The sequence below is a fragment of the Paenibacillus sp. FSL E2-0151 genome (genome assembly GCF_037993015.1).
In the GTDB taxonomy this organism is placed as follows: domain Bacteria; phylum Bacillota; class Bacilli; order Paenibacillales; family Paenibacillaceae; genus Paenibacillus; species Paenibacillus amylolyticus.
Map to the genome: position 1 here is coordinate 2971932 of NZ_CP150308.1, position 20274 is coordinate 2992205.

At 44.5% G+C, this 20274-nt stretch carries 15 protein-coding genes; 10 read left to right on the plus strand and 5 right to left on the minus strand.

Going from position 1 to position 20274, the window contains the following annotated elements; genetic code table 11:
* Nucleotides 1-32: 32 nt before the first annotated feature.
* The 4 genes from MHI55_RS13735 to MHI55_RS13750 all read left to right on the plus strand — a co-directional run bounded on the left by MHI55_RS13735 (nt 33) and on the right by MHI55_RS13750 (nt 4979).
* Nucleotides 33-935, plus strand: coding sequence for an ABC transporter permease subunit (locus tag MHI55_RS13735; protein WP_017688833.1), 903 nt, complete (start codon nt 33-35; stop codon nt 933-935).
* Between the two features lie 38 nt (nt 936-973).
* Entirely contained in the window at nt 974-1846 is an 873-nt protein-coding gene (locus tag MHI55_RS13740) for a carbohydrate ABC transporter permease (protein WP_036608671.1), read from the plus strand.
* 242 nt (nt 1847-2088) lie between these two features.
* Entirely contained in the window at nt 2089-3795 is a 1707-nt protein-coding gene (locus MHI55_RS13745) for a hypothetical protein (RefSeq protein WP_340390273.1), read from the plus strand.
* A 230-nt stretch (nt 3796-4025) separates the two neighbouring features.
* Nucleotides 4026-4979, plus strand: a complete 954-nt coding sequence (locus MHI55_RS13750; RefSeq protein ID WP_340390600.1) for a TIM barrel protein — start codon at nt 4026-4028, stop codon at nt 4977-4979.
* Between the two features lie 135 nt (nt 4980-5114).
* Here the strand turns inward: MHI55_RS13750 and MHI55_RS13755 are convergent, their stop codons facing one another.
* The 4 genes from MHI55_RS13755 to MHI55_RS13770 all read right to left on the minus strand — a co-directional run bounded on the left by MHI55_RS13755 (nt 5115) and on the right by MHI55_RS13770 (nt 11148).
* Nucleotides 5115-5750, minus strand: a complete 636-nt coding sequence (locus MHI55_RS13755; RefSeq protein WP_339187879.1) for a response regulator transcription factor — start codon at nt 5748-5750, stop codon at nt 5115-5117.
* On the minus strand, nt 5747-8086 hold the full coding sequence (locus tag MHI55_RS13760) for an ATP-binding protein (RefSeq protein WP_340390275.1): 2340 nt from the start codon (nt 8084-8086) through the stop codon (nt 5747-5749). The genes MHI55_RS13755 and MHI55_RS13760 overlap by 4 nt, the downstream gene beginning before the upstream one ends.
* 128 nt (nt 8087-8214) lie before the next feature.
* Nucleotides 8215-10254, minus strand: a complete 2040-nt coding sequence (locus tag MHI55_RS13765) for a serine hydrolase (protein WP_340390277.1) — start codon at nt 10252-10254, stop codon at nt 8215-8217.
* Between the two features lie 309 nt (nt 10255-10563).
* Entirely contained in the window at nt 10564-11148 is a 585-nt protein-coding gene (locus MHI55_RS13770; protein WP_340390279.1) for an AAA family ATPase, read from the minus strand.
* 283 nt (nt 11149-11431) lie between these two features.
* On the opposite strand from MHI55_RS13770, the gene MHI55_RS13775 reads away from it, so the two are divergent.
* Both MHI55_RS13775 and MHI55_RS13780 read left to right on the plus strand, forming a co-directional pair.
* Nucleotides 11432-11767, plus strand: a complete 336-nt coding sequence (locus tag MHI55_RS13775; RefSeq protein ID WP_017688825.1) for a helix-turn-helix transcriptional regulator — start codon at nt 11432-11434, stop codon at nt 11765-11767.
* Nucleotides 11764-13113, plus strand: coding sequence for an FtsW/RodA/SpoVE family cell cycle protein (locus MHI55_RS13780; RefSeq protein WP_340390281.1), 1350 nt, complete (start codon nt 11764-11766; stop codon nt 13111-13113). Before MHI55_RS13775 ends, MHI55_RS13780 begins: the two co-directional genes overlap by 4 nt.
* Before the next feature lie 61 nt (nt 13114-13174).
* On the opposite strand, the gene MHI55_RS13785 is transcribed toward MHI55_RS13780, so the two are convergent.
* Entirely contained in the window at nt 13175-14965 is a 1791-nt protein-coding gene (locus MHI55_RS13785) for an ABC transporter substrate-binding protein (protein WP_076249547.1), read from the minus strand.
* Nucleotides 14966-15099: 134 nt separating this feature from the next.
* Between MHI55_RS13785 and MHI55_RS13790 the strand changes: the two genes are divergently transcribed.
* The 4 genes from MHI55_RS13790 to MHI55_RS13805 all read left to right on the plus strand — a co-directional run bounded on the left by MHI55_RS13790 (nt 15100) and on the right by MHI55_RS13805 (nt 20240).
* Complete coding sequence (locus MHI55_RS13790) at nt 15100-16719, plus strand: DUF4173 domain-containing protein (RefSeq protein WP_076249546.1); 1620 nt, start codon at nt 15100-15102, stop codon at nt 16717-16719.
* A 92-nt stretch (nt 16720-16811) separates the two neighbouring features.
* Nucleotides 16812-17162 (plus strand): hypothetical protein, encoded by a 351-nt coding sequence (locus MHI55_RS13795; RefSeq protein WP_235193801.1) that lies wholly within the window; start codon nt 16812-16814, stop codon nt 17160-17162.
* A complete protein-coding gene (gene yidC / locus MHI55_RS13800) occupies nt 17099-17986 on the plus strand; it encodes a membrane protein insertase YidC (protein WP_076249545.1) in 888 nt (295 codons plus the stop codon). The genes MHI55_RS13795 and yidC overlap by 64 nt, the downstream gene beginning before the upstream one ends.
* A 286-nt stretch (nt 17987-18272) precedes the next feature.
* Nucleotides 18273-20240, plus strand: coding sequence for an AraC family transcriptional regulator (locus tag MHI55_RS13805; protein ID WP_076249544.1), 1968 nt, complete (start codon nt 18273-18275; stop codon nt 20238-20240).
* Nucleotides 20241-20274: the final 34 nt, after the last annotated feature.

Here is a 20274-nt window from a genome sequence, read left to right on the forward strand (position 1 = left end):
GAAGAATCCTGATTGACATGGGGGGAAGGTATATGAAAACAAGCATCTATTTCCGCAGAAACTGGCAACTATATGCGTTGCTCCTACTGCCCATGATCTACTTCATTATTTTCAAGTATGGGCCAATGTATGGCGTGCAGATTGCGTTCAAGGACTTTAACTTCTTTCAAGGGATCGCCGGTAGTGAGTGGATTGGCTTGGATGCATTCAGAGAAGTGTTTCAAAATCAGGGATTCTATACGGCATTACGCAACACGTTAGTGCTTAACATGCTGGATCTACTGGTCTCCTTCCCGGCACCACTTATATTAGCCATCTTATTGTTCGAGCTGAAGAAGGCCTGGTTCAAAAAGTTGGCACAGACTTTACTGTACATTCCTCACTTTATTTCGTGGGTCATTATTGGAGGGATCGTACTTCAGGTATTCGGTACACAATCTGGTTTCATTAACAATATCTTAATGAGCATGGGATTTGATCCATTACCTTTCCTTTCAGACAAAAACTATTGGCTCTTTACGTATCTTGCGGTAGGCGTGTGGCAAAGTGCAGGCTGGGGTACGATTCTGTATCTGGCATCCTTGACAGGGATTAACCGGGAGCTGTATGAAGCGGCAGAAGTAGATGGAGCAAGTCGGTTACGCAGAATCTGGCATATCTCCTTGCCAGGCATCAAAACAACGATTGTTACCTTATTGATCATCAATGTCGGCAACATGATCTCTATCGGCTTCGACCGACCGTTTATTATCGGTAACGTGGCTGTACGTGAATACTCGGATGTGCTCAGCACATTTGTCTATCGTGTCGGTTTACAATCTGGTCAGGTTACGCTCGCAACAGCTGTAGGTTTGTTCCAGGCATTAGTTGGACTTGTCTTCATACTCGGAGCGAACTATACGTCCAAGAAATTAACCGATGAGAGCATTATGTAGTGGATTGATTCACATATGATCTGTAAGGAGTGAGTGAGATGTCTGAAAACACGGCGAATCGAATATTCAACACGGTAAACGTCATTCTTATTATCATTACGATGGTGGTGTGTCTTGCACCATTCATTCATATTATTGCGATCTCCCTCAGTTCCAACCGGGCGATCGGTTCAGGAGAAGTTTCCTTTTTCCCCAAAGAGTTGTCCTTTGAGGCGTATACTAAAGTATTTGCAGATGGATCGATGATTCGTTCCCTGATCTATACGATCTGGCTGACCGTTCTGAGTACGGTGCTAAGCATGGTGATGACCATTGCAGCAGCTTATCCACTGGCGAAGAGCAATCTGAAAGGGCGCAAGTGGTTCATGCTTGTCATTGTGGTGACGATGTTCTTCAGTGGCGGCATTATCCCCGAGTACATTCTGATCAAAAATCTACATTTACTCGATAGCACATGGGGACTTATTCTGCCTGGATTGATTAGTCCGTTTTATATGATTATCCTCATTACCTTCTTCCGAGGTATTCCCGAAAGTCTGGAAGAAGCAGCAGGCATTGATGGAAGCAGCCACTTTGGAACACTTATGCGCATTATTTTGCCACTATCCCTTCCGGTTATGGCGACACTGAGCCTATTCTACGCGGTAGGACGATGGAATGGTTTCCAGGATGCACTCATGTATATTACGAAGCCTGAACTATACCCTTTGCAATTGAAATTGTATCAGATGATTCAGCAAAACCAGATTACAGAATTGATGCAGAACGAAGGTATTGGTGCTGTTCAAGTCCTGCCTGAGAGTCTGAAAGCAGCCAGCGTTATATTCTCCACGTTACCAATCCTGCTTGTGTATCCGTGGTTGCAGCGGTACTTTATCAGTGGCGTAATGGTAGGTGCTGTAAAAGGTTAATAGAGGTTGTTCAAAAAGTTCACTTTTGATTACGAATGATGCCTAGTGGCATCATCAGCATCGAATATGAAATTTAGCCGAAATAGGTTGATGCTTACGAAGTATGTTTCCTTCAGAAACATTGTAGTTGCTCACGTAGTTGTCCTACGCTCCGCAACTCCATTTCTAGCTTAATTCCATCTTCTTGGTACTGAAAACTGATCTTTTTGAACACACACCTATAGTCTCGGGAGGTCCATGACATGACACAACGAATGGTAGAAAAGATGTCGAAAGAGCAACAGTATCTTGTAAATCAGTCCATGTTGATGATGGATAGCTTCTATGACAAGGAAATGGATCTGCTTCGTAGTTTCGAGGAAGAGGATTCATCGCAGCACAGTACACGAGCCAGTGCACATTATGCGCTCGGATTGTTAATTCGAAATGAGCCTGGTGATGTGGAACGCGCGATACGAGTGTTCCACAAGGTGCTCGATGTTCAATATGACGCTCCGGATGAGATCTATCACGGAACCTTCGCGACCCGACCAACTGATGTGCATCCACCAGCGGGTCACTATGCTTGGAAATCTTTTGCGCCAGGCACGGCCTATTTCCTGGAACGCACCTTTGAGAAGGTGTCTGCGCAGTTTATCCATAAACTACAGGAAGAGGGTTCTCTGCTAACAGAGGCAGCAGACCCCAAACAACTGAAACACCTTTTTTATTCGGCAGTGAATCAGGTTCTGCCACCGGTCTGGATCAGTTATGATCCCAACTGGCGCGAGTTTATCGCTTGTGTCTGTGTGGTCGTAACTGCCGAATTTGCCGAACTACTGCCGGAGACACTCATGAAACGGATGGACCATGCGATGGAGTTGGCTGTCCAAGGGTCAATAGAACGCAGGTTATCCGACGTAATTCCCATGAATACGAATATTGAGTTAATGCATATTTTCATTACCCACTACTACGGCCATCGCTTGAACCGGACAGAATGGATTCGGCATTCGGATGAACAGGCGGAGGGATTGATGAAGGAGTTCGAACAATACGACGGCACATTCGCCGAGTTCAACACGACAACGTATTACGGGGTGGATCTGTCCGTGCTTGGCATGTATCGAAAGTATGGACTCACGGAACGTTTGATCGAAATTGGACACCGGATTGAACATGGGCTGTGGAATAACATTGCGCTATATTACAATGCCAACCTGGAGAATCTCTCCGGCCCGTTCTCCCGGGCGTACGACATGGAGATGCGAGAGCATAGTTCGATCGGTGTATTTATCTATCTCTTGCTTGGAGAAGGGTATGAATATCTGGCAGGAATCAACTGTGAGTCAGGCCATGATCCATTGATTGCGCTCCTTGGGGTGGATGTGCCCGCTGAAGCCGTGCCGTATTTCAAGGCTCATCAAAAAGATCGGCTTGTGCAGAAACAATTTATGGAACTGTGTGAGCGTAATGATCCAACGTCCAATCGAAATTTGTGTACAGCCAAAGCCTGGATTGGTGAGGACCGGATGATCGGGGCCATGTCGGGAAGTGTGAATACGAATGGACAGATGCATCCAGCTACGATCCACTGGCAGACAGAGACGGGTGAGCGTTATTATCTCCGCTTGATCCGCCGTGAGGTAGGCGAGGGGTGGAACAGTCATCTGCGCGGAGTAACGTTTGATGCGGATCTCACACCAGATTCGTTAACCATTGATGTGGAGCTGGATACGGCGGAAGAAATCGATGTTTATTTTGAAATCAGAGGGCCATCCCTTCGGCAACAGGACATTACACCAGCGTTATGGCAGTTCCCAGGACTTACGTGTACCGTGAAGGCTGAAGCACCTGAACCATCCGTGTTAATGTACGTGAATCATGCGGAGATCATCTATCGTTATGTGCCTGGGAAGACTGCAAACAGGATGAGATTTGAATTGACCCTCCGTGAAGACAACGGTTAGAGGGATGAATAGGTATATAAGATGAACTGAACATTTACACGAGAACGAAGAGTGCAGAACCGATCTGAAGAAGCGGAGCGTTCGCCTGAAAGCTTTCTGCAAGAAAGCTGCATCGGAAGATGGTACTGCAATTGGAGTGATCTAGTGTAAAGTTTATTGGTTCAACTTATATAGATAGAGATAAATGGAATATGAATGGGCGATAGAATGAGAGACAGGAGGAACCAATGATGTATACGGACAAACAGGAATATTCATTCTCAACATGTTGGAATATCAAACGTCATACGAACGGACAAGGTATGATCGAGGAGATCAAGTCTCTTGGATTCAAACAGGTGGAACTGAATTACAATGTAACGGAAGAGATGCTGCAGACGATAGAACCGATGATTGAACGGGGCGAGATCGGTGTATCCAGTGTGCATAATACATTCCCGCATGTGGCTGATCCCGATTACGGGACGGATTCCGTCCTGCTTGGGTTCGATGATGAACCGCGCCGCAAACGGGCGATTGAGCTGTTACTTCGCTCAGCCGAGTACGCACATCGTTATGGGGCCAAGGCTGTTGTTGTACATCCCGGTGAGGTTCCGTTTGAATACAATATAGATAAAGCGTTGAAAAAGATATACCACGATCAGGGGCCGGATTCACCGGCATATCAATCTTTATGGCAAGAGATGCTGGAGAAACGGGAAGATGGCAGCGCACATTATCTGAGCCGGATTCAGGAGAGTCTGGAAGAGGTATGTAATTTGTCGGAGCAGCGGGGATACGGGGTGAATTTCGGTATTGAGACCCGTTCACGCTGTTATCAGATGCCGACTTTGAACGAAGCAGGAACGATTATTGGACAAATGAAGGGCGCGCCGCTTGGTCTTTGGTACGACATTGGTCACGGCATGATGATGGATCGAATGGGCCTATATGACAATGTACGTGAGGCTAACGCGTTGATTGATCACGTGGTTGGCGTGCATATTCATGAAACTGTAGGGTTGGCAGATCATTGGTGTCCATACATTCATAGCAAAGACATGACCTTTTTTGATTCGTTTTTGGATATTATCGACCGTTCGCCAGTGAAAGTATATGAGCTGAAAGCCGCGTGCACACCGGAAGAAATCGATGAGAGTCATGGAATAATCACGGCTCGTATTGCTGAACGTCAGCGCGGATAGGGAGCACACGCATCAAGCATGAATGCACTTTATAGAAAAGTTAACCAACAGATAGAGCGGTTCAGAACAAACCTCAGGTTGTATTACAGGGTGTTCTGCCGCTCTTTTGTTGTTCTTTTAAACGGGTACATGTTTTTACCGTTTCTCAGGGAGTGTTACGTCACCGAGAATCCCTGCCTGATAGCCTTTGACTACAGCACCAATTCTGGACTTCACACCAAATTTCTGTGTAATAGAGGTTATATGATACTCCACTGTACGTTGACTGATCGCCAGATCCTGTGCAATTTCCTTATTGGTCATCTCCAGTGCAATGCGGTTAAGCACTTCCCGTTCAGTTGCTGTGAGAGACTCCTCCAGATTAGGGGATAACATGGTCTCTGGAATAAGAACATGTCCCAACATACTTTGGTGAATGGCGTTGATAATCTGTCCATACGTTGCTTGTTTCGACAAGTAGGCATGGACGCCCAGATCATAAGCTTTTAACTGGAATTCGTGATAGTTGTATCCGGATAGCAGTATGATTTTAACGGATAACCCGTATTGATCTTTCAATCTTCTCACAACCTCGAATCCGTCAAGCTGGGGCATGCGGATATCCATCACAACAACATCTGGCCGCAGCGCCTCTACTTCGGATAAAAAAAGCAATGGATCGCTGAATGTTTTCATTACCTGTATGCCGGGTTCGCGGTTTAAGCGGTTGTTGAGACCTTCCATGACCAGGGGGTGATCATCAAGTAGTACGACTGTAATGGGTTCGCTCATTGTTCAGTTGCTCCTTTGGTTAAAGGCAAACGGATGTTGATTGAGGTTCCTTTGCCAAGGCTGGAATGTATGGTGAATTCTCCACCGAGATGTTGAATGCTGCTCTGTATGGATATCAAACCGAAGTGCCCTGTTGCAGTATCAAATGTGGTATGAACATTAAACCCCAAGCCGTCATCCTCTACTTGTAGAATCAAGTCAGTATCCCTTGTATGTACCTGAATGGAGCAAAACGACGCCTGTGCATGCTTCATCACATTCATAATGAGTTCGCGGATCGTCCGAAAGACGGTGGACTTCAGAGGTTCGTGCTTCAACTCTTCAGAGAGGGCGTTGTAGTTTAGTTCCATTCTGATGCCACTTTGTATTTGAAGTGTACGGATGAGCCATTGCAACGCTTCCTCGAGATCACTTCGATCCATAATATGAGGGTAGAGATCATCACATAATTGACGTATATCTCTCTGGGAAGCATACAGGCACTCCAGCCAAACAGCCGTTTGATCCTTATGCGTCTCTCCGGTATCGTGTAATTCCTCCAAATCACGAGACAGGAAAATCAGGTTTTGAAGCAGTTGGTCATGAAGGAAATAAGAGGTTTTCATACGCTCTGCCTGTTGGGCTTCCATCATAATATCATTGAACTGCCGATGACGGCGTATCTGGTGTTCATGAAGAGCTGTCTGGTCTACACGGTATTCATATCGCTTCTGCAGATCGGATAAGAGTCTGCCATTGACGAGCATTCGAATTGCTTCCAGCCTGCCTTTATCAATGATATCCTGTTCCTCTGCTGAAAAAAGGGTGCGATTTTCTTTGTGACCAATGCCCAGAAATCCTATCGTCTCCGTAGTGGGCTCACCCGACAGCTCCCAAACCTGTGCCAAATCAACTTTCTGTCGTAAAACTTCAATATCCAACGCCTGGTTATCTATATTCTGAATGGAAGCAAAAACCCCTGTACCTTCCTGAGAATATCTGTGCTTATCATCAATCCATATGACAATTACACCTTCAATATCCAGCATCTTGTGGAACATCTCGGCAAACACGTGAATCATGTCCCGCATGTTTTGCTGCTCAGCCATTCGCACAGTCAACCGAAGTTGCTGGTGTTCCAACCAGTCTTTGTTAAGTTTGTTTTTCTTGCGTGAGCGTGTGAGCATGTACTGATATACCCAAGTGATCAGCAAAAACGAGACAAACAGTAAGCTGATATGAATTAACGAATGTAGGTGAGAGGCGGCCAGAAACAGTAAAAAAACGATTAAAACATATTGTCCATGAATCATCAATCTTGGAATAACCAGTTTGAAGTCAAGCATACTCCGTTGTACAAGTACATAAGTGAACATCCATGATAAAGGCAGAAATCCAATTAATGTGTACTCTACAGGCAATAACGGTTCACCTTGAAGCAGGGTTGGAATAGCAAAACATATGATGAAGGGAATCAGGCTAACAAGTATTCCTGTTAACATGAGCAATAGCTGGTTCTGCTCCTTGCGATTGTAGCTTTTACGATAAACCCATGTCATCCAGATTAAGATCAGAAGGGTTGCACAAAGTATAAAGTTAAGCAGATTGGTTGGACCAGACGGCGCAATAGGAGTACTGACGGTGGTAATGCCTTGGTTGATCTGAACATAGGTCATCATCCACTGCTTGATGTACAAAAATACTAGGCCTGCAGAATAAGCAACTGCAATACCTCTGCTGATAAATAGTAACCACCGGAAACGATGCAGACGGGTACGGAATACAAAAGACACATAAAAAGCAGTTAGACAGTAAGGTAACCATGCCGCACAAAAGGCCAAAATATAATTGGATAAAGGCAACTGGGATGTGTATATCGTCAGTATACATATGGCCATGGACAGGTTAAGGAGGTAGAACAGACGCATCACTCGTGAACCGGGTTGGCTAAACAAGGCATAGGTTCCGGTCAACAATAGCAATAATTCTACTATGGATGAGAAGCCGATGTTGAACCATTCACGTGGTCCAGGCTTCATTGTATGTTGGGATGCCTGACCATGAGAATTCTCAACGCCGATGGTGTAGGCTTCAGTCACTAAGAATACACCTTTTTGATGGAGTAACTGGACTCCTCCTTTGGGTTCCAGCGAGATAACGGTGTCACCTGATCTAATCCCGGATGTATATGCTAAACCTTGTGGATCTACATCATGTACTGCCCAAGAAATGGAGGCATTTGGTGTCAACGAAAGTCCGATATAAGGATTCATAAATGAAGAGATATGGATATACGTGGCTGTCAGTATAAAGCACAACATCGTTACAAACCACACGATATTAAATTTAGTTTTCATGAATCTATGTAATGAGAGTCCTAGTCGCATGGTAAAATCATCCGTTCTTATAAAATGCATCATTGGTAAAATGAAGTGGAAAAACAAGCCATGTAGCAATGACATGGCTTGCCGAGCATCACTCTATGTTAATGTAGCAGAGTGCCTAACATTTTGTACATCAAAACTGATGATTCCTGCCTCAGCATAGGTTGCTTCGATCTATAATCCACAGCACCGGTGCTGGATACAGATACTTCCGGACCGTAGAGACCTAGAGCAACCACAAACTGGACACCTTCTTCAGCCCAACGATCCTGTGAACCGATGAGATCGGCAGTTACGGCAGGTGCGCCAAGGAGTTGTTGTGCCGTTCTCGATATGATCACCGCGGCCTCTTGCCTTGTTATGGCTTGGTCAGGATGGAACAATCCACGAGTATTACCTTGCACAATACCCAGTTCAAGAGCGGTTTGAATGTAGGCGGCGTAGGGACTTGATTGGGTATCTTTAAATTTTGGTGATTGAGCTGAAATGGACATTCCGCTTATGCCCACAACCTGTGTTACAAACTCCCCACGACTAACAGGCTTCTCTGGTTCAAATAGGGATTGATCCTGTGGATACAGGCCAATCTGTGTTAAACGATAGATGTACGGAGCATAGGGATGGTCTTCTGGCACATCTTCATAAGGTTTGGCTTCTGGCAATTTCTCGGACCAGCTATCTGACTTGTTGTAATAGAAATACGTGATTTCACCTGACTGATTTTTTTTGAAACCAGCGAGCTTGCCTTCCTCATCCATGAACAACATGTCCTTAACGGGTGTTAAAGTGTGAGTGCCATAAGCATCTATAACCTGAAGACCTTTCTCTGTTGCTGAAATATCATACAACCATGCAGGCAGGCGGATATCACGATATAGTCCCTCGTAGGAATGGAGTGAAGACTCGGGTACGCTATAATTGACATCTTGGACCTCATTACTCGGATAAAAATGATCCATAAATGCTTGAAAAAGCGCTTCTCGCAGATCTGGTCCATCACTGTTGGAGACGATAAATAGTCCAGTCTTCTCGTTAGGCAACAGCCACAGATTGGAGTGGAATCCGTCCAGATCGCCTGCTTTACTCACGACTTTCCGTCCATGATTATACTGGGAATAGGTGGATTCGAATCCGTAACCTGTTCCAGGTATATCCGGGTGTATGGAGACATCCAGCGTTTGCATTGCTTGGACGGATGACGGTTCTAGTATACGTGCACCCTGGTACGAACCTTGATTGAGCTGCGCAAGCATAAAGTGAGCCATATCCCGTCCAGTAGTAATGAATCCGCCCTCAGGGGAGCTGTCCGGTACATTGGGATATTGCGGAAGTTCTTGTCCTTCAGCGCCATAAGGAATTGCGAGTTTACTCAGCGTGTCTTTGCTTAGTGTAAAATGGCTATCCGACATATCAAGAGGGTTGAATATATGCTGTTGTACATAAGTCTCAAACGGAAGTTTGGACTGTTTCTGAACGATGTAGCCCAAGAGTGCATAACCGTAGTTGTCGTAACGGAAAACTTCTCCTGGATTGCGAACAACGGACGGTTTGTTGTCCTGGATGAATTGCTCAAGCGGATAAGAATGATTCAACTCCCTGGGTGTAGCTGCTGCATCTGTGAAATCAAACCCGCTGGTGTGGGTCATCAGATGTTCCAATGTTAACGCTGTTCCGGTATGGTTGGTCAGATGCAAAGCATCTGTGTATGCGCTGATATCCTGATCAAGCTTTACGTTACCTTGCTCGGTCAATTGCATAATAGCGGTTGCTGTCAGCGTTTTGGAGATGGAGGCTACACGGAATAGAGTGGAGTCGGCGTCGACGGGGATTTGTTTTTCCACATTGGCATAACCATATCCTTTATTCAAAACGATCTGTTGATCGTGAACAACGGTAACTACGGCACCTTTCAGAGCAGACTTCACTTCAGGTTGGGCGAAGAATTGATTGATGAACGATTCAGTTTCCTGAGGACTTACCTGAGGAAGAGGGAGACTGCTCTCTGCCGATAAACTGGTTATTGTGGTGAAACTTAGAGATGTCACCAGGAGGATGTTGGCTACGGCACGTTTCCAATTAGGATTTGATTTGTAGCTGTGTTGTTGTTGTCGAGTTGGACATGTTGCTACGTGAGATTTCATGAAATTCTCCTTTGAGTTGAGATATGTTCGTTCTCTTACATTTAAGTACATCTATAATTTATCAGTTCGAATGTAATGGCGATTCCGTAGTACGCACTTATTACGGCAGGACTACCGCAAACCTTTTTGCGTGATCCCGCAATTGTTGAGGATGAAGAGTGAGTTTTGAATAATCTTGAATATATGAAAAGAGGTATTTGTCATGATGACCCAACGGGGGTCTCGACAAATACCTCTTTTTGTTTCGTCTTTTTATTTTCCATGCAAAGCGACATCGTGCAAAGTAATTGGGAAGTAGATTTTATAAAACTACTCGTACATCCGTCGTTCAAGTTCAGCATAGGCAATCGCAGGATCATCACTGGAATTATCAATATAAGCGACGGATGAAGCAGGGAGGGGCCAGGCTATTTCTTTACGGACGAGAGAAGCTGTGAAGGCATCCCAGTTGGCTAACTTCCATTCATCTAGTGGGGATTGTCTCGCTGTGATCCGTTTGTGATACAATGCTTCATTCTCAAGATAAATATAGGCAACCCTCACATCCGTATCTTTCAGAGAACGTCCAATCCGTGCGAGTTCCTGCTCGATCCAGTCAGGGGTACCGATTTCCTTGGTAAATGGCCCCACAACGATACTATCGATACCCAACTGAACGTTATCCAGAGCAGCATCCATCGTAATGCGATACCCAAGATCACGGCACAGCCGTTTGTATTCAGGCGAATCTCGGTCGGAAGGATCAAGTCCCTGAAGGGTCATGATCGCCTCAGCCGCGGGACGAAGCAAAATATCCATATCAAAGAAAGCCGCTTTATGTTTACGGGAAAGGGCTTTGGCAAGGGTGGTCTTGCCACTTCCGGCCCCGCCGAGAAAGAAAATTAGTTTGCTCATGAATGTAATGCCTCCTTAAATGTATTGAAAAAATAGTATATGTAATTGAAAAATACACGAATATATAGAGTCATCATTAGAGTTCGTGAATGAAAGGACTTGTTTATTTTAACATAAATAAAGAAGCTTGTTGGCTAGACAGAAAAGGAAGGATAAGGTAATATCATACCTAGTTGTTCTATGCATAGGTTTCCGATGTATATGAAAAGAAGAGATTTAAAAATTTATTTTTCGAAATCTAAAAACTCTTGCTAAATGAATTGAAAAGGAAGGAGTGAGTGCGTTGCAGGTTAACAAACAAATGATTAAAGGAAGTACCGAAACATTGATTCTGACCTTGCTTCAGGAACGACCGTTGTACGGATATGAATTAATCAAGGAACTACATCGTCAATCCGAGGGTGTGTTTAATCTGAAAGAGGGCACGTTATATCCTATTTTGCATGCTATGGAGATTGAAGGTTGGGTAGAGTCGTACTGGATGGAGGTTGAAGGTCGTAAACGGAAATATTATTCGATTCGTGACAAGGGCATGGAGGCCTTACAAAGTAAAAAAGCAGAGTGGAATTTGTTCCGTAGAGCTGTGGATCGGGTGCTTGGGGAAGGAGGCCTGACATGACGAATCGACATGAGCGAATTCAGCATTATCTTGATCACATGTGTGTTCAGGTTAAAGCTCGCGAAGTACATAACGACCTGCGTGATGAGTTGGGAAACCACATGGAAGAAATGATTTTGGATAAAGAACAAGAAGGTTATACAGAGGAAGAAGCAATTGAATATGCCATTGAACAAATGGGTGATCCCGCTGTCGTAGGCAAGAGTATGCACCGATTGCATCGTCATCGCATGCATTGGGGGCTGTTAGTTGGACTAATTGGTTTGTCTATAACTAGCCTGTTACTGATATGGATTTTTACGATGAATGTCGCAGATGAAAAGTATCAGTCCTTATATCGGGGGCATGTGGTGTACACCGTTATAGGTGTAATGTTGATGTTGTTCTTTATTTACTTTGATTATCGTAAGTTGAAAAAAGCTGCTTGGTGGATCTATATTCTACTTAATGCCCTTTTGTGGATTAATCCAATGATATCTACGGATTTTTATGGTATGAGCAGATTCCTGATTGCACCACTTGGATTTGTAATAGACCTTACGACTGCTTCAGTATGGATTTTGCCACTTGCCATAGGGGCAATTGTGCAGGAGAAGTTTCATTCAAACTGCAATATGCAATCCATATTGACCTATATTGCTATGGTAGCGTTACCTGTAGTGCTATTGTTTCAAATGTCGGACTGGGTTCGCATGTTTCTGTTTGGCACAATGTCCATTATTTTATTTGGTTGGCTCACGCGAAAATGGCTTTATACAGCCTTAGGTGCTGCTGTAACAGGAAGTATTTTTGTATTGTTATTGTTTTTTGCAGATAAGTACGGCCGCCTAGAGAGGCTTTCCGTCGTTTTGAATCTTCAGGATGACCCTTACGGTGGCTATAGTAACAATTCCATTATTGAAATTATTCAATCAGCCGGCTGGTGGGGTAATGGGATTGATACAACGTTCGACATGTTTAAAATGAGTTATTTAGATTACCCAGGTGTTCTGCTCATTGATGTGTTTGGCTGGTCAGCCGGGATAATATTATTGGTGGGTATCATCTGGTTTGTTGCAAGTATGGTGAAGATGCTTCCTCGCATTCGGGATGATTTCGGTCGAATGATAATTATCAGTATCACATCCATGTTTGCGTTGCAAATCATCTATTCATTGGCGATGACTACCGGCAAGGCTCCAATTCTTAGCATAGTTTTTCCTTTAATAGGATATGGAAATCACCTGCTTTTCGAATATGCCATGGTCGGTTTACTTCTCGGTATTTATCGTCGGAAGGATACCATTTCGACGATAAATGAAAAAATACAGCAGAAGGTGGATGCCGACCCAATGACCAGTTCATAGGTATCCAAAATCATTACCGCATCATGAAATGAAAGTATTATTATGCTCGTTTAACGAGCATTCACGGAAACCAGATATGACGCAGGTTTACCCAGCCCTGGCTGTTGAAAGATAGACCACGCACGGAAGGCAGATAAGCGGTTTCTACCGGTTTTTCGGATAAATGGAACAGTAAATTCTGACCAACCAAAAATTGCTCAATTCGATCTAATTCACAAGTTCGATCCGCAGCGATGGGAGAGGCGACGATGGTTTGTAAGATCTCATGGATCGTTATACGAGCAGAATCTTCCAGATGCTCAGATAACGTAGAGTAGAGATCATACCTTCGCAGTTCTTCGTCCCTGTCCCGAATGAGAGAGAAGAGAATCAGATCAGATTCCAGCCGCAGGTTTCCTTTGAACTGCTCCATCGTAGCAGTACGGACGGTACACGAGAAACCGCACTGCTCCAGTATGGACGCCAGATTTTTAGCATCCCTGCGATATTGTGGAATGGTTGCAATGTGCAAGGAGATGGGACTGGAGGATACGGAACTTATCGATATATCGCTAAATCCCTCCAAGTGGACCTGGACTTTCTTGGTATTCACCGCACTAAAATCAGTCTCCACGACTTCAGAGTCACCTGCATGTCCGTCATCTCTATACATTCCAGCAAGGCATGACTGAAGGTGTGCTCTTACTTCCGGATCGTTTAACGGTCCGGTTTTGTGCGTATTACATGTGAGTAATTTATGAACCATCACACCTGCACTAATCTGTGTCCAGTCTGCACCCTCAGACGAAGACGGATTATGAACAAGATGAAAGAACGGAGTTTCGATATCTTGGCTATCGTCCATTTTTGCCGAGGCACTCCACGGAATTTGCAGGATATCTACCCGGTCCATATGTGCTCTACCTTGAAAATACGATGAAAAGGCTTCAAGTCTGCACAAGTGATCATCCCAGGCGGTGACCTTGAACGGTCCCGTCCCAACAGGTTTTTGCATCCCATGTACATCACCCGAATGCTTCATCTTATGTTCGTTTGTTCCTGGTGAGGGTACAATCGCTGCACGACTTGTTGTCAGGAAGGACAAAAACAATTCATGAGGATCTTTAAGCTGGAAACACACGGTTAAGGAATCGACTGCTTCAATAGATAGAATCTGTTTACTTACATCACGGTACAGTGTCCGGCGATCTGTAGATTGCAGCCGTTCAAACGTATGCACTATATCATGGGCCGTCAACAACTGACCATCGTGAAATGTAATACCTTTTCGCAAATAAAAGATCCAGGTCTTTCGGTCTGCACTGACATCCCAGGTATGAGCGAGACAGGGAAGAATCTCTCCCTTTTCGCCCCGCTGGACCAACCCATCAAAGACATGGCTGGTAACAAAGGATTCAGCTAATAGATTAATGTACAGCGGATCAAGCGCATGAAGCTGTTGGCGCAGGGGCAACCGAAGCGTATCAATCTGCTCATTATTAGTGCCGGCTTCCGTATGATGTCCTGAATATCCAAGCAACCACTGGTTTAGATGATCCTGCATGATTGTTGAACTGGAGAATGCGCTCACCTGCTCGGCAGCTTCCTGCAACTCCCGGCGATTCATGGCCTGCATCATATATTCTGCGGCGATTTGATCAGCCGGAACAAGCAAAGTCAGTGAAGAGCGCCGACCCCGGCCACGCTGGGAAACCCAACGAATCCAGTCATGTGCAACCATCTTTTTGACAATCGTTAACGTATTGCGGTGTGTACAATTTAGCAACTCAGCGAGATCGGCGAGTGTAAGTTCATGTTCTGTATGGTGACCGTAATGACGATGTAACAGCAGATATTGCTGATGTAATTTCAAGTGTTGATTCCCTCCTGGAGGTGAACTCTGACGTATTCCTCTAAAATAAGAAGTTTTGTCGATTTTAATTTCTATTTATATTCCTATTTTATCATCTAGAATATAGCATAGAAAGGTTAATGGAGGTTTTTCCCATGATTGATAAAATAATGGCTTCACCGCAACGCGCTCTAATCACGCTACTGTCTGCATGGATGTTGGCGATCATTCACCAGTATTTATTCTATGGTAATGAGATTGGCGTATCGTATCCTATCTTTGTAATTCTCTTTTATGTGTTCATGTATCTGTTTGCAAGGGATCGCATGAGGTCTTTCAAGTTCATTGATGCTTTTGTAGCGGCTGTAGTGCTATTGTTGTCGCTAACGTTTCTGTTATACGACAATGAACTGCTGTATGTTCTTAATTTTCTGGTCATACCTGGCGTAGTTATCTTACATATGACGTATCTGATGGGCAGAAAACAGAAGCAGTGGTGGGAGATTGGCTTGATTGGTACGGCTATTGACCACTTGCTACCTCAAGCCATACGTCATTGGGGGACTGTTGCTGCTATTGCTGTGAGAGCAGGCGGGCGTGGCATGGGCAAATCCCAGAAAACAGTTGTTTTCAAAGTACTCATTGGTCTTGTGGCGTCCTTGCCTATCCTCATTGTAGTCGTTGCATTACTGTCCTCTGCTGACGGGGTCTTTGATCAGTATTTAGCCGGTTTTCCGGAGTGGCTGAATCAATTGGCTTTTACTCCAGGGATACCAAGAATCATCTGGATTGTCATCGCAGGTGTATTGCTGTTCGGTTATGTATGGGGATTTGTACAGCCAATGCAATATGAGGCAGAGAAGAGAGCGAATGCACATTGGAAAAATGGAGCAGCATCCACGGTTGATAAGCGTGATCACACCTATATATTCTCTCCTGTGGACCCGGCCACTGAAGGTAAGGTTACCAATAAGATTACACCCGAGCCCGAACGCACTCCGGTTCAGCGGGAACCATTCAGATTGGACCCCATCATTGTGGGGACGATGTTGATTGTCATTAACTGTGTGTACGTTTTGTTTGTACTTGTACAGTTTTCGTATCTGTTTGGTGCAGGAGAGGGGCATCTTCCGGTAGATCTGTCTTACGCAGATTATGCGAGAAGTGGATTCGCAGAGTTAATTCTCGTCACAGGTATTAACTTCTTTATTCTTATTGTTGCTTTGCAGTATACCCGTTCGAGTGGCAAAACGGGTTCCATCGTGCATCAGGTACTTCTCTTGATTCTGGTCAGTTGTTCAGCAATTATGTTGTATTCCGCGTTTATGCGCCTGAATCTGTATGAGCAGGCATATGGATATACGTACATCCGCTTCCTGGTACACGCATTCATGATCTTCCTCGCACTCCTGTTGCTGATTGCTGGCCTTCGTATACGCTACACGTCAATACCGCTGATCCGCTGGTATATTGTGCTAGCGCTCACTGCATATGTTGCTGTCAACTATGTGGGCATGGATAAACGGATTGCCGAGCTGAACATAGAACGTTATCATCAGACTGGCAATATTGATGCAACCTATCTGGCAAGTCTGTCGGCAGATGCAGTTCCGTTACTTCGAGAGTTTGCTCAGGAGGAGTATCCGGATCTCAAGAGGGAAATGCTGGAACGTCAAGCCTACCTGGACGTGGATGCATCAGATCGTTCATGGCCTTCTTATAACGTGGCAAGACACCGAGCTGAGCTAGAAATGTCCAAATTGAGAACGGAATAGCTGAATAGTAGTTGTTTTCACGTACGGATTTATGCAAAAGCAATATGTAAGTGTTATAATATAAAAACTAACCTATAAAGGGGGTGAATCCCTTGTTTGAACTGCAGGAGTTATTACCATATTTATTCTCGATTGGACTCATCTTCACCGTCAGTTATGCCTATATTGCCCATCTTCATTGTGGCATGACAGAGTACTGGATGGAAGGTGGCGCCGGTGGTGGACTTGAACCTGTACTTCCCGCCCTGTGTTTGGACAGACAGCACAGACAGGAAGACTGGAGCCGCATGATTAGACGAAGAGAAGCGCCCGATGAAGATGAACCAGATTGTCATTCCTCGTTGAACGATTGGTCAACAAATCAACGAGGAGGATATATATGGAACATAAGACCAACAAGGGATTCACTTTTACTTCGGGCAAGGGACGGATCTATGGCCTGATTGCCATTTTGTTTGCAGTCATGCTGCTTGCCGGATGCAGCAACAACGTGTCGGAGATTACTTCATCGACACCGGGATTTTTTAATCACTACATTGTATTTCCACTGTCGTATCTGATTCAGCATATTGCCACGATATTTAACGGAAGCTACGGGGTCGCGATTATCGTGATTACGCTGGTCATTCGTTTAGCATTGTTGCCCTTGATGATGCGTCAAGCCAAGTCCCAGCAGGGAACACGAGTCATCATGAACGTCATGAAACCCGAGATGGATGCGCTCAAGAAAAAATATGAAGGCAAAAATGATCCTGCTGATAAGCAAAAGCTGTCTCAGGAAACGATGGAGCTATACAAGAAACATAAGTTTAATCCGTTGAACATTGGTTGCTTGCCGATGCTCATTCAGTTGCCTATACTTTCAGGTATTTACACAGCCATCCGACTTACACCGGAGTTGTCCTCCCACTCGTTCTTGTGGTTCAAACTGGGAGCGCCGGACTACGTACTCGCTGTGGTGGTTGCGGTCATATATCTGATTCAAGCTAAGGTATCACAAGCCAACATGGCGCCTGAGCAGCGAAAACAGTTCGCCATCATGGGATATCTCTCCCCATTGATGATGGCATTCTTTTCTCTTACAGCTCCGGCAGCAATGCCGCTCTACTGGACCGTTGGGGGTTCGTTCCTGGTACTACAGACATTATTGTTCCGTAAAATGTACCCGGTGGAACACCCACAGGAACCTGTGGTTGTGGAAGTAAGTAAGAAAAAGAATAAAAAATCCAGCTCCGCCAAACCTTCTCGGAAACCTGCAAAGTCTTAATAAATTTGGTCGCAGGTGACAAGAGAAACATGGTGACTACGTAATCTTGTTAAATACAAAAAACATAATGAAGAAGCCTGATCCATATGGATCAGGCTTCTTTTTATACTCTCAGGTGTTCCTTTTTAGTTTTTTACGAAAGCGGATGGAAAGCATAACGTCCACTGCCTGTTCCCCAATATCACTTAATGATATATACTTACCTGATCAAATGTGATATTGATAATCAATATCAATTATTAAGTGATGTATACATTGGAAAAAGTGAAACGAGGAGTGCGGGTAGATGCAAGAGGAAGAAGCAAGACAGGGATTTACACCAGAGATGATTGATATGATGGCCAGTATCTGGACACGTTCGATCATTACATTAATAGATGTACGCTTTCAGAATGTAGCGTCCCAATACCCGTTGGAGCAATATAAAATACCTAGTAGCATGTTTATCTATGCATATGGGGGAGAAGCGCAAATCCAACTGAATGAAACCACATTTGCAATGGAACGCTTCGGTTTAGTTCACGGCGGGAAGGGGAGCCTGCTCAGTATTACACCTAAAGAGGAAATGGTGAAGACATTTATGGTGTTTTACAGAGCAGAATCACCTCTCTTTTTCAAGAAACATCTGCAACAATTACTGGAGCAAGTGAATCCATTTGTTCAACAGTTTGGTTATACGCCAAGTAATCCTATCTTGCTACGCGATTGGTTCCAACGGATGATGAATGGCTGGAAACGTGGCAAGGCGATGGATCAGCTACAGGCCAAAAGTTTTTTATATCAATTGATTCATGAGGTGTACAGGGATTTGGAGGGTGGTGAGATTCGGTATCTCCAGCCAGATCCAGCCTGTTCTGCCAAGGTATATCTCGATAAACATTACAGGGAGCCGATTATGTTCCAACAAATTGCCGATATGTTTGGGATCAGTGGTGGACAATTGACGCGGTTGTTCAAAAAAAGGGAAGGGATGAACTTACAGGAGTATCTCATTCAGAGAAGGATTGAAGCAGCCTGTCATGATTTGAAACATACAGAAGCGACGGTTAAAGAAATCGCAACGGGAGCTGGTTTCACAGATGAGAAAAACCTGTTCCGCATGTTTAAGAAGCATTACAAGATGACACCAAGTGATTATCGGAAAATAAACGCACTATCCATGCAGGTTGATGGTATTGATAATGATTCTCATCTCCCTTACGATGAGAGGGAACTAGCGAGTCTAGTCAAGACTTATAGAGATGGGGAATCAATGATGTTTGGAACATTAAGAAGTAAAGAAATGATTTTGGCGGCGGCGATAAGCATGATGCTCTTATTGACGGCATGTACGTCGGGGACGCCAGCGAATAATGGGGGAACGGCAAATACAACACCTGCTCAGACACAGCAGGCGACACAACAGGAAGGTTCGGAGACAAAAGCTTCAGAAGCAGTCTCGCAGACCAGAACGATATCCACAGTTAAGGGTGATGTTGAGGTACCTAATAACCCTCAGCGAGTTGTAGTTGATTATTTGGTTGGTGATGTCGTAGCCCTAGGTGTAACTCCTTTAGGTGTGGCTAGAGCTGCACGGGGGGAGACAGAGCCTGTTTATGCTAACCAGATTACAGACTCCATAAAAGTAGCCATGGAGCCGGAAGATATCATGACGCTTGAGCCTGATCTTATCATTTTGGCATGGAGCGATGAGTCGTATGATGATTTATCCAAAATTGCCCCGACCATTTATGTTCCCTATGGTGATATGACTACAGAAGAGCGGATACAATTTATTAGCGATGTTTTGAACAAACAGGAAGAGGCTAAGGATGTTTTGAATGCTTATTCCGGAAAAATCGAAGAAGCAAAGCTAGCCTTTCAGAATGCGGGCCTATCCGATGTAACGATTACGGTTGGAGAATTCAGTGATAAAAGTAACTACATAGCTGGAGCCAAGCATGCCGTTGGCGAGCTTGTTTACGATGAACTTCAATTGCAGGCACCTTCAAAAGTCCAAACGGATATTATCGATGCAGATAAATATTGGGGCGATGTCTCCATGGAAGTATTACCCGCTTACTCTGGGGATTATATGATCTTCTTAGGAGATGGAAACGTTGCTTCTGATAATGCAGTGTGGAATGCCATACCTGCTGTGCAACATGATCGGATCGTAAAGGTAGATTCTTCGCTATCTTGGTCCACCGACGTAATGACTTCCAGTGCATTGATTGATTATATTGTTAGTCAATTGCTGGCATTAGCTAAATAAGAGTTAAAACGAAATTTTAATTGAGCACTCCAAA

Excerpts from the sequence above, each read along its gene's own strand:
- MHI55_RS13735 (WP_017688833.1), top strand. The coding sequence starts at position 33 with ATGAAAACAAGCATCTATTTCCGCAGAAACTGGCAACTATATGCGTTG.
- MHI55_RS13740 (WP_036608671.1), top strand. The coding sequence starts at position 974 with ATGTCTGAAAACACGGCGAATCGAATATTCAACACGGTAAACGTCATT.
- MHI55_RS13745 (WP_340390273.1), top strand. The coding sequence starts at position 2,089 with ATGACACAACGAATGGTAGAAAAGATGTCGAAAGAGCAACAGTATCTT.
- MHI55_RS13750 (WP_340390600.1), top strand. The coding sequence starts at position 4,026 with ATGTATACGGACAAACAGGAATATTCATTCTCAACATGTTGGAATATC.
- MHI55_RS13755 (WP_339187879.1), bottom strand. The coding sequence starts at position 5,750 with ATGAGCGAACCCATTACAGTCGTACTACTTGATGATCACCCCCTGGTC.
- MHI55_RS13760 (WP_340390275.1), bottom strand. The coding sequence starts at position 8,086 with ATGAAAACTAAATTTAATATCGTGTGGTTTGTAACGATGTTGTGCTTT.
- MHI55_RS13765 (WP_340390277.1), bottom strand. The coding sequence starts at position 10,254 with ATGAAATCTCACGTAGCAACATGTCCAACTCGACAACAACAACACAGC.
- MHI55_RS13770 (WP_340390279.1), bottom strand. The coding sequence starts at position 11,148 with ATGAGCAAACTAATTTTCTTTCTCGGCGGGGCCGGAAGTGGCAAGACC.
- MHI55_RS13780 (WP_340390281.1), top strand. The coding sequence starts at position 11,764 with ATGACGAATCGACATGAGCGAATTCAGCATTATCTTGATCACATGTGT.
- MHI55_RS13790 (WP_076249546.1), top strand. The coding sequence starts at position 15,100 with ATGATTGATAAAATAATGGCTTCACCGCAACGCGCTCTAATCACGCTA.
- yidC (WP_076249545.1), top strand. The coding sequence starts at position 17,099 with ATGGAACATAAGACCAACAAGGGATTCACTTTTACTTCGGGCAAGGGA.
- MHI55_RS13805 (WP_076249544.1), top strand. The coding sequence starts at position 18,273 with ATGCAAGAGGAAGAAGCAAGACAGGGATTTACACCAGAGATGATTGAT.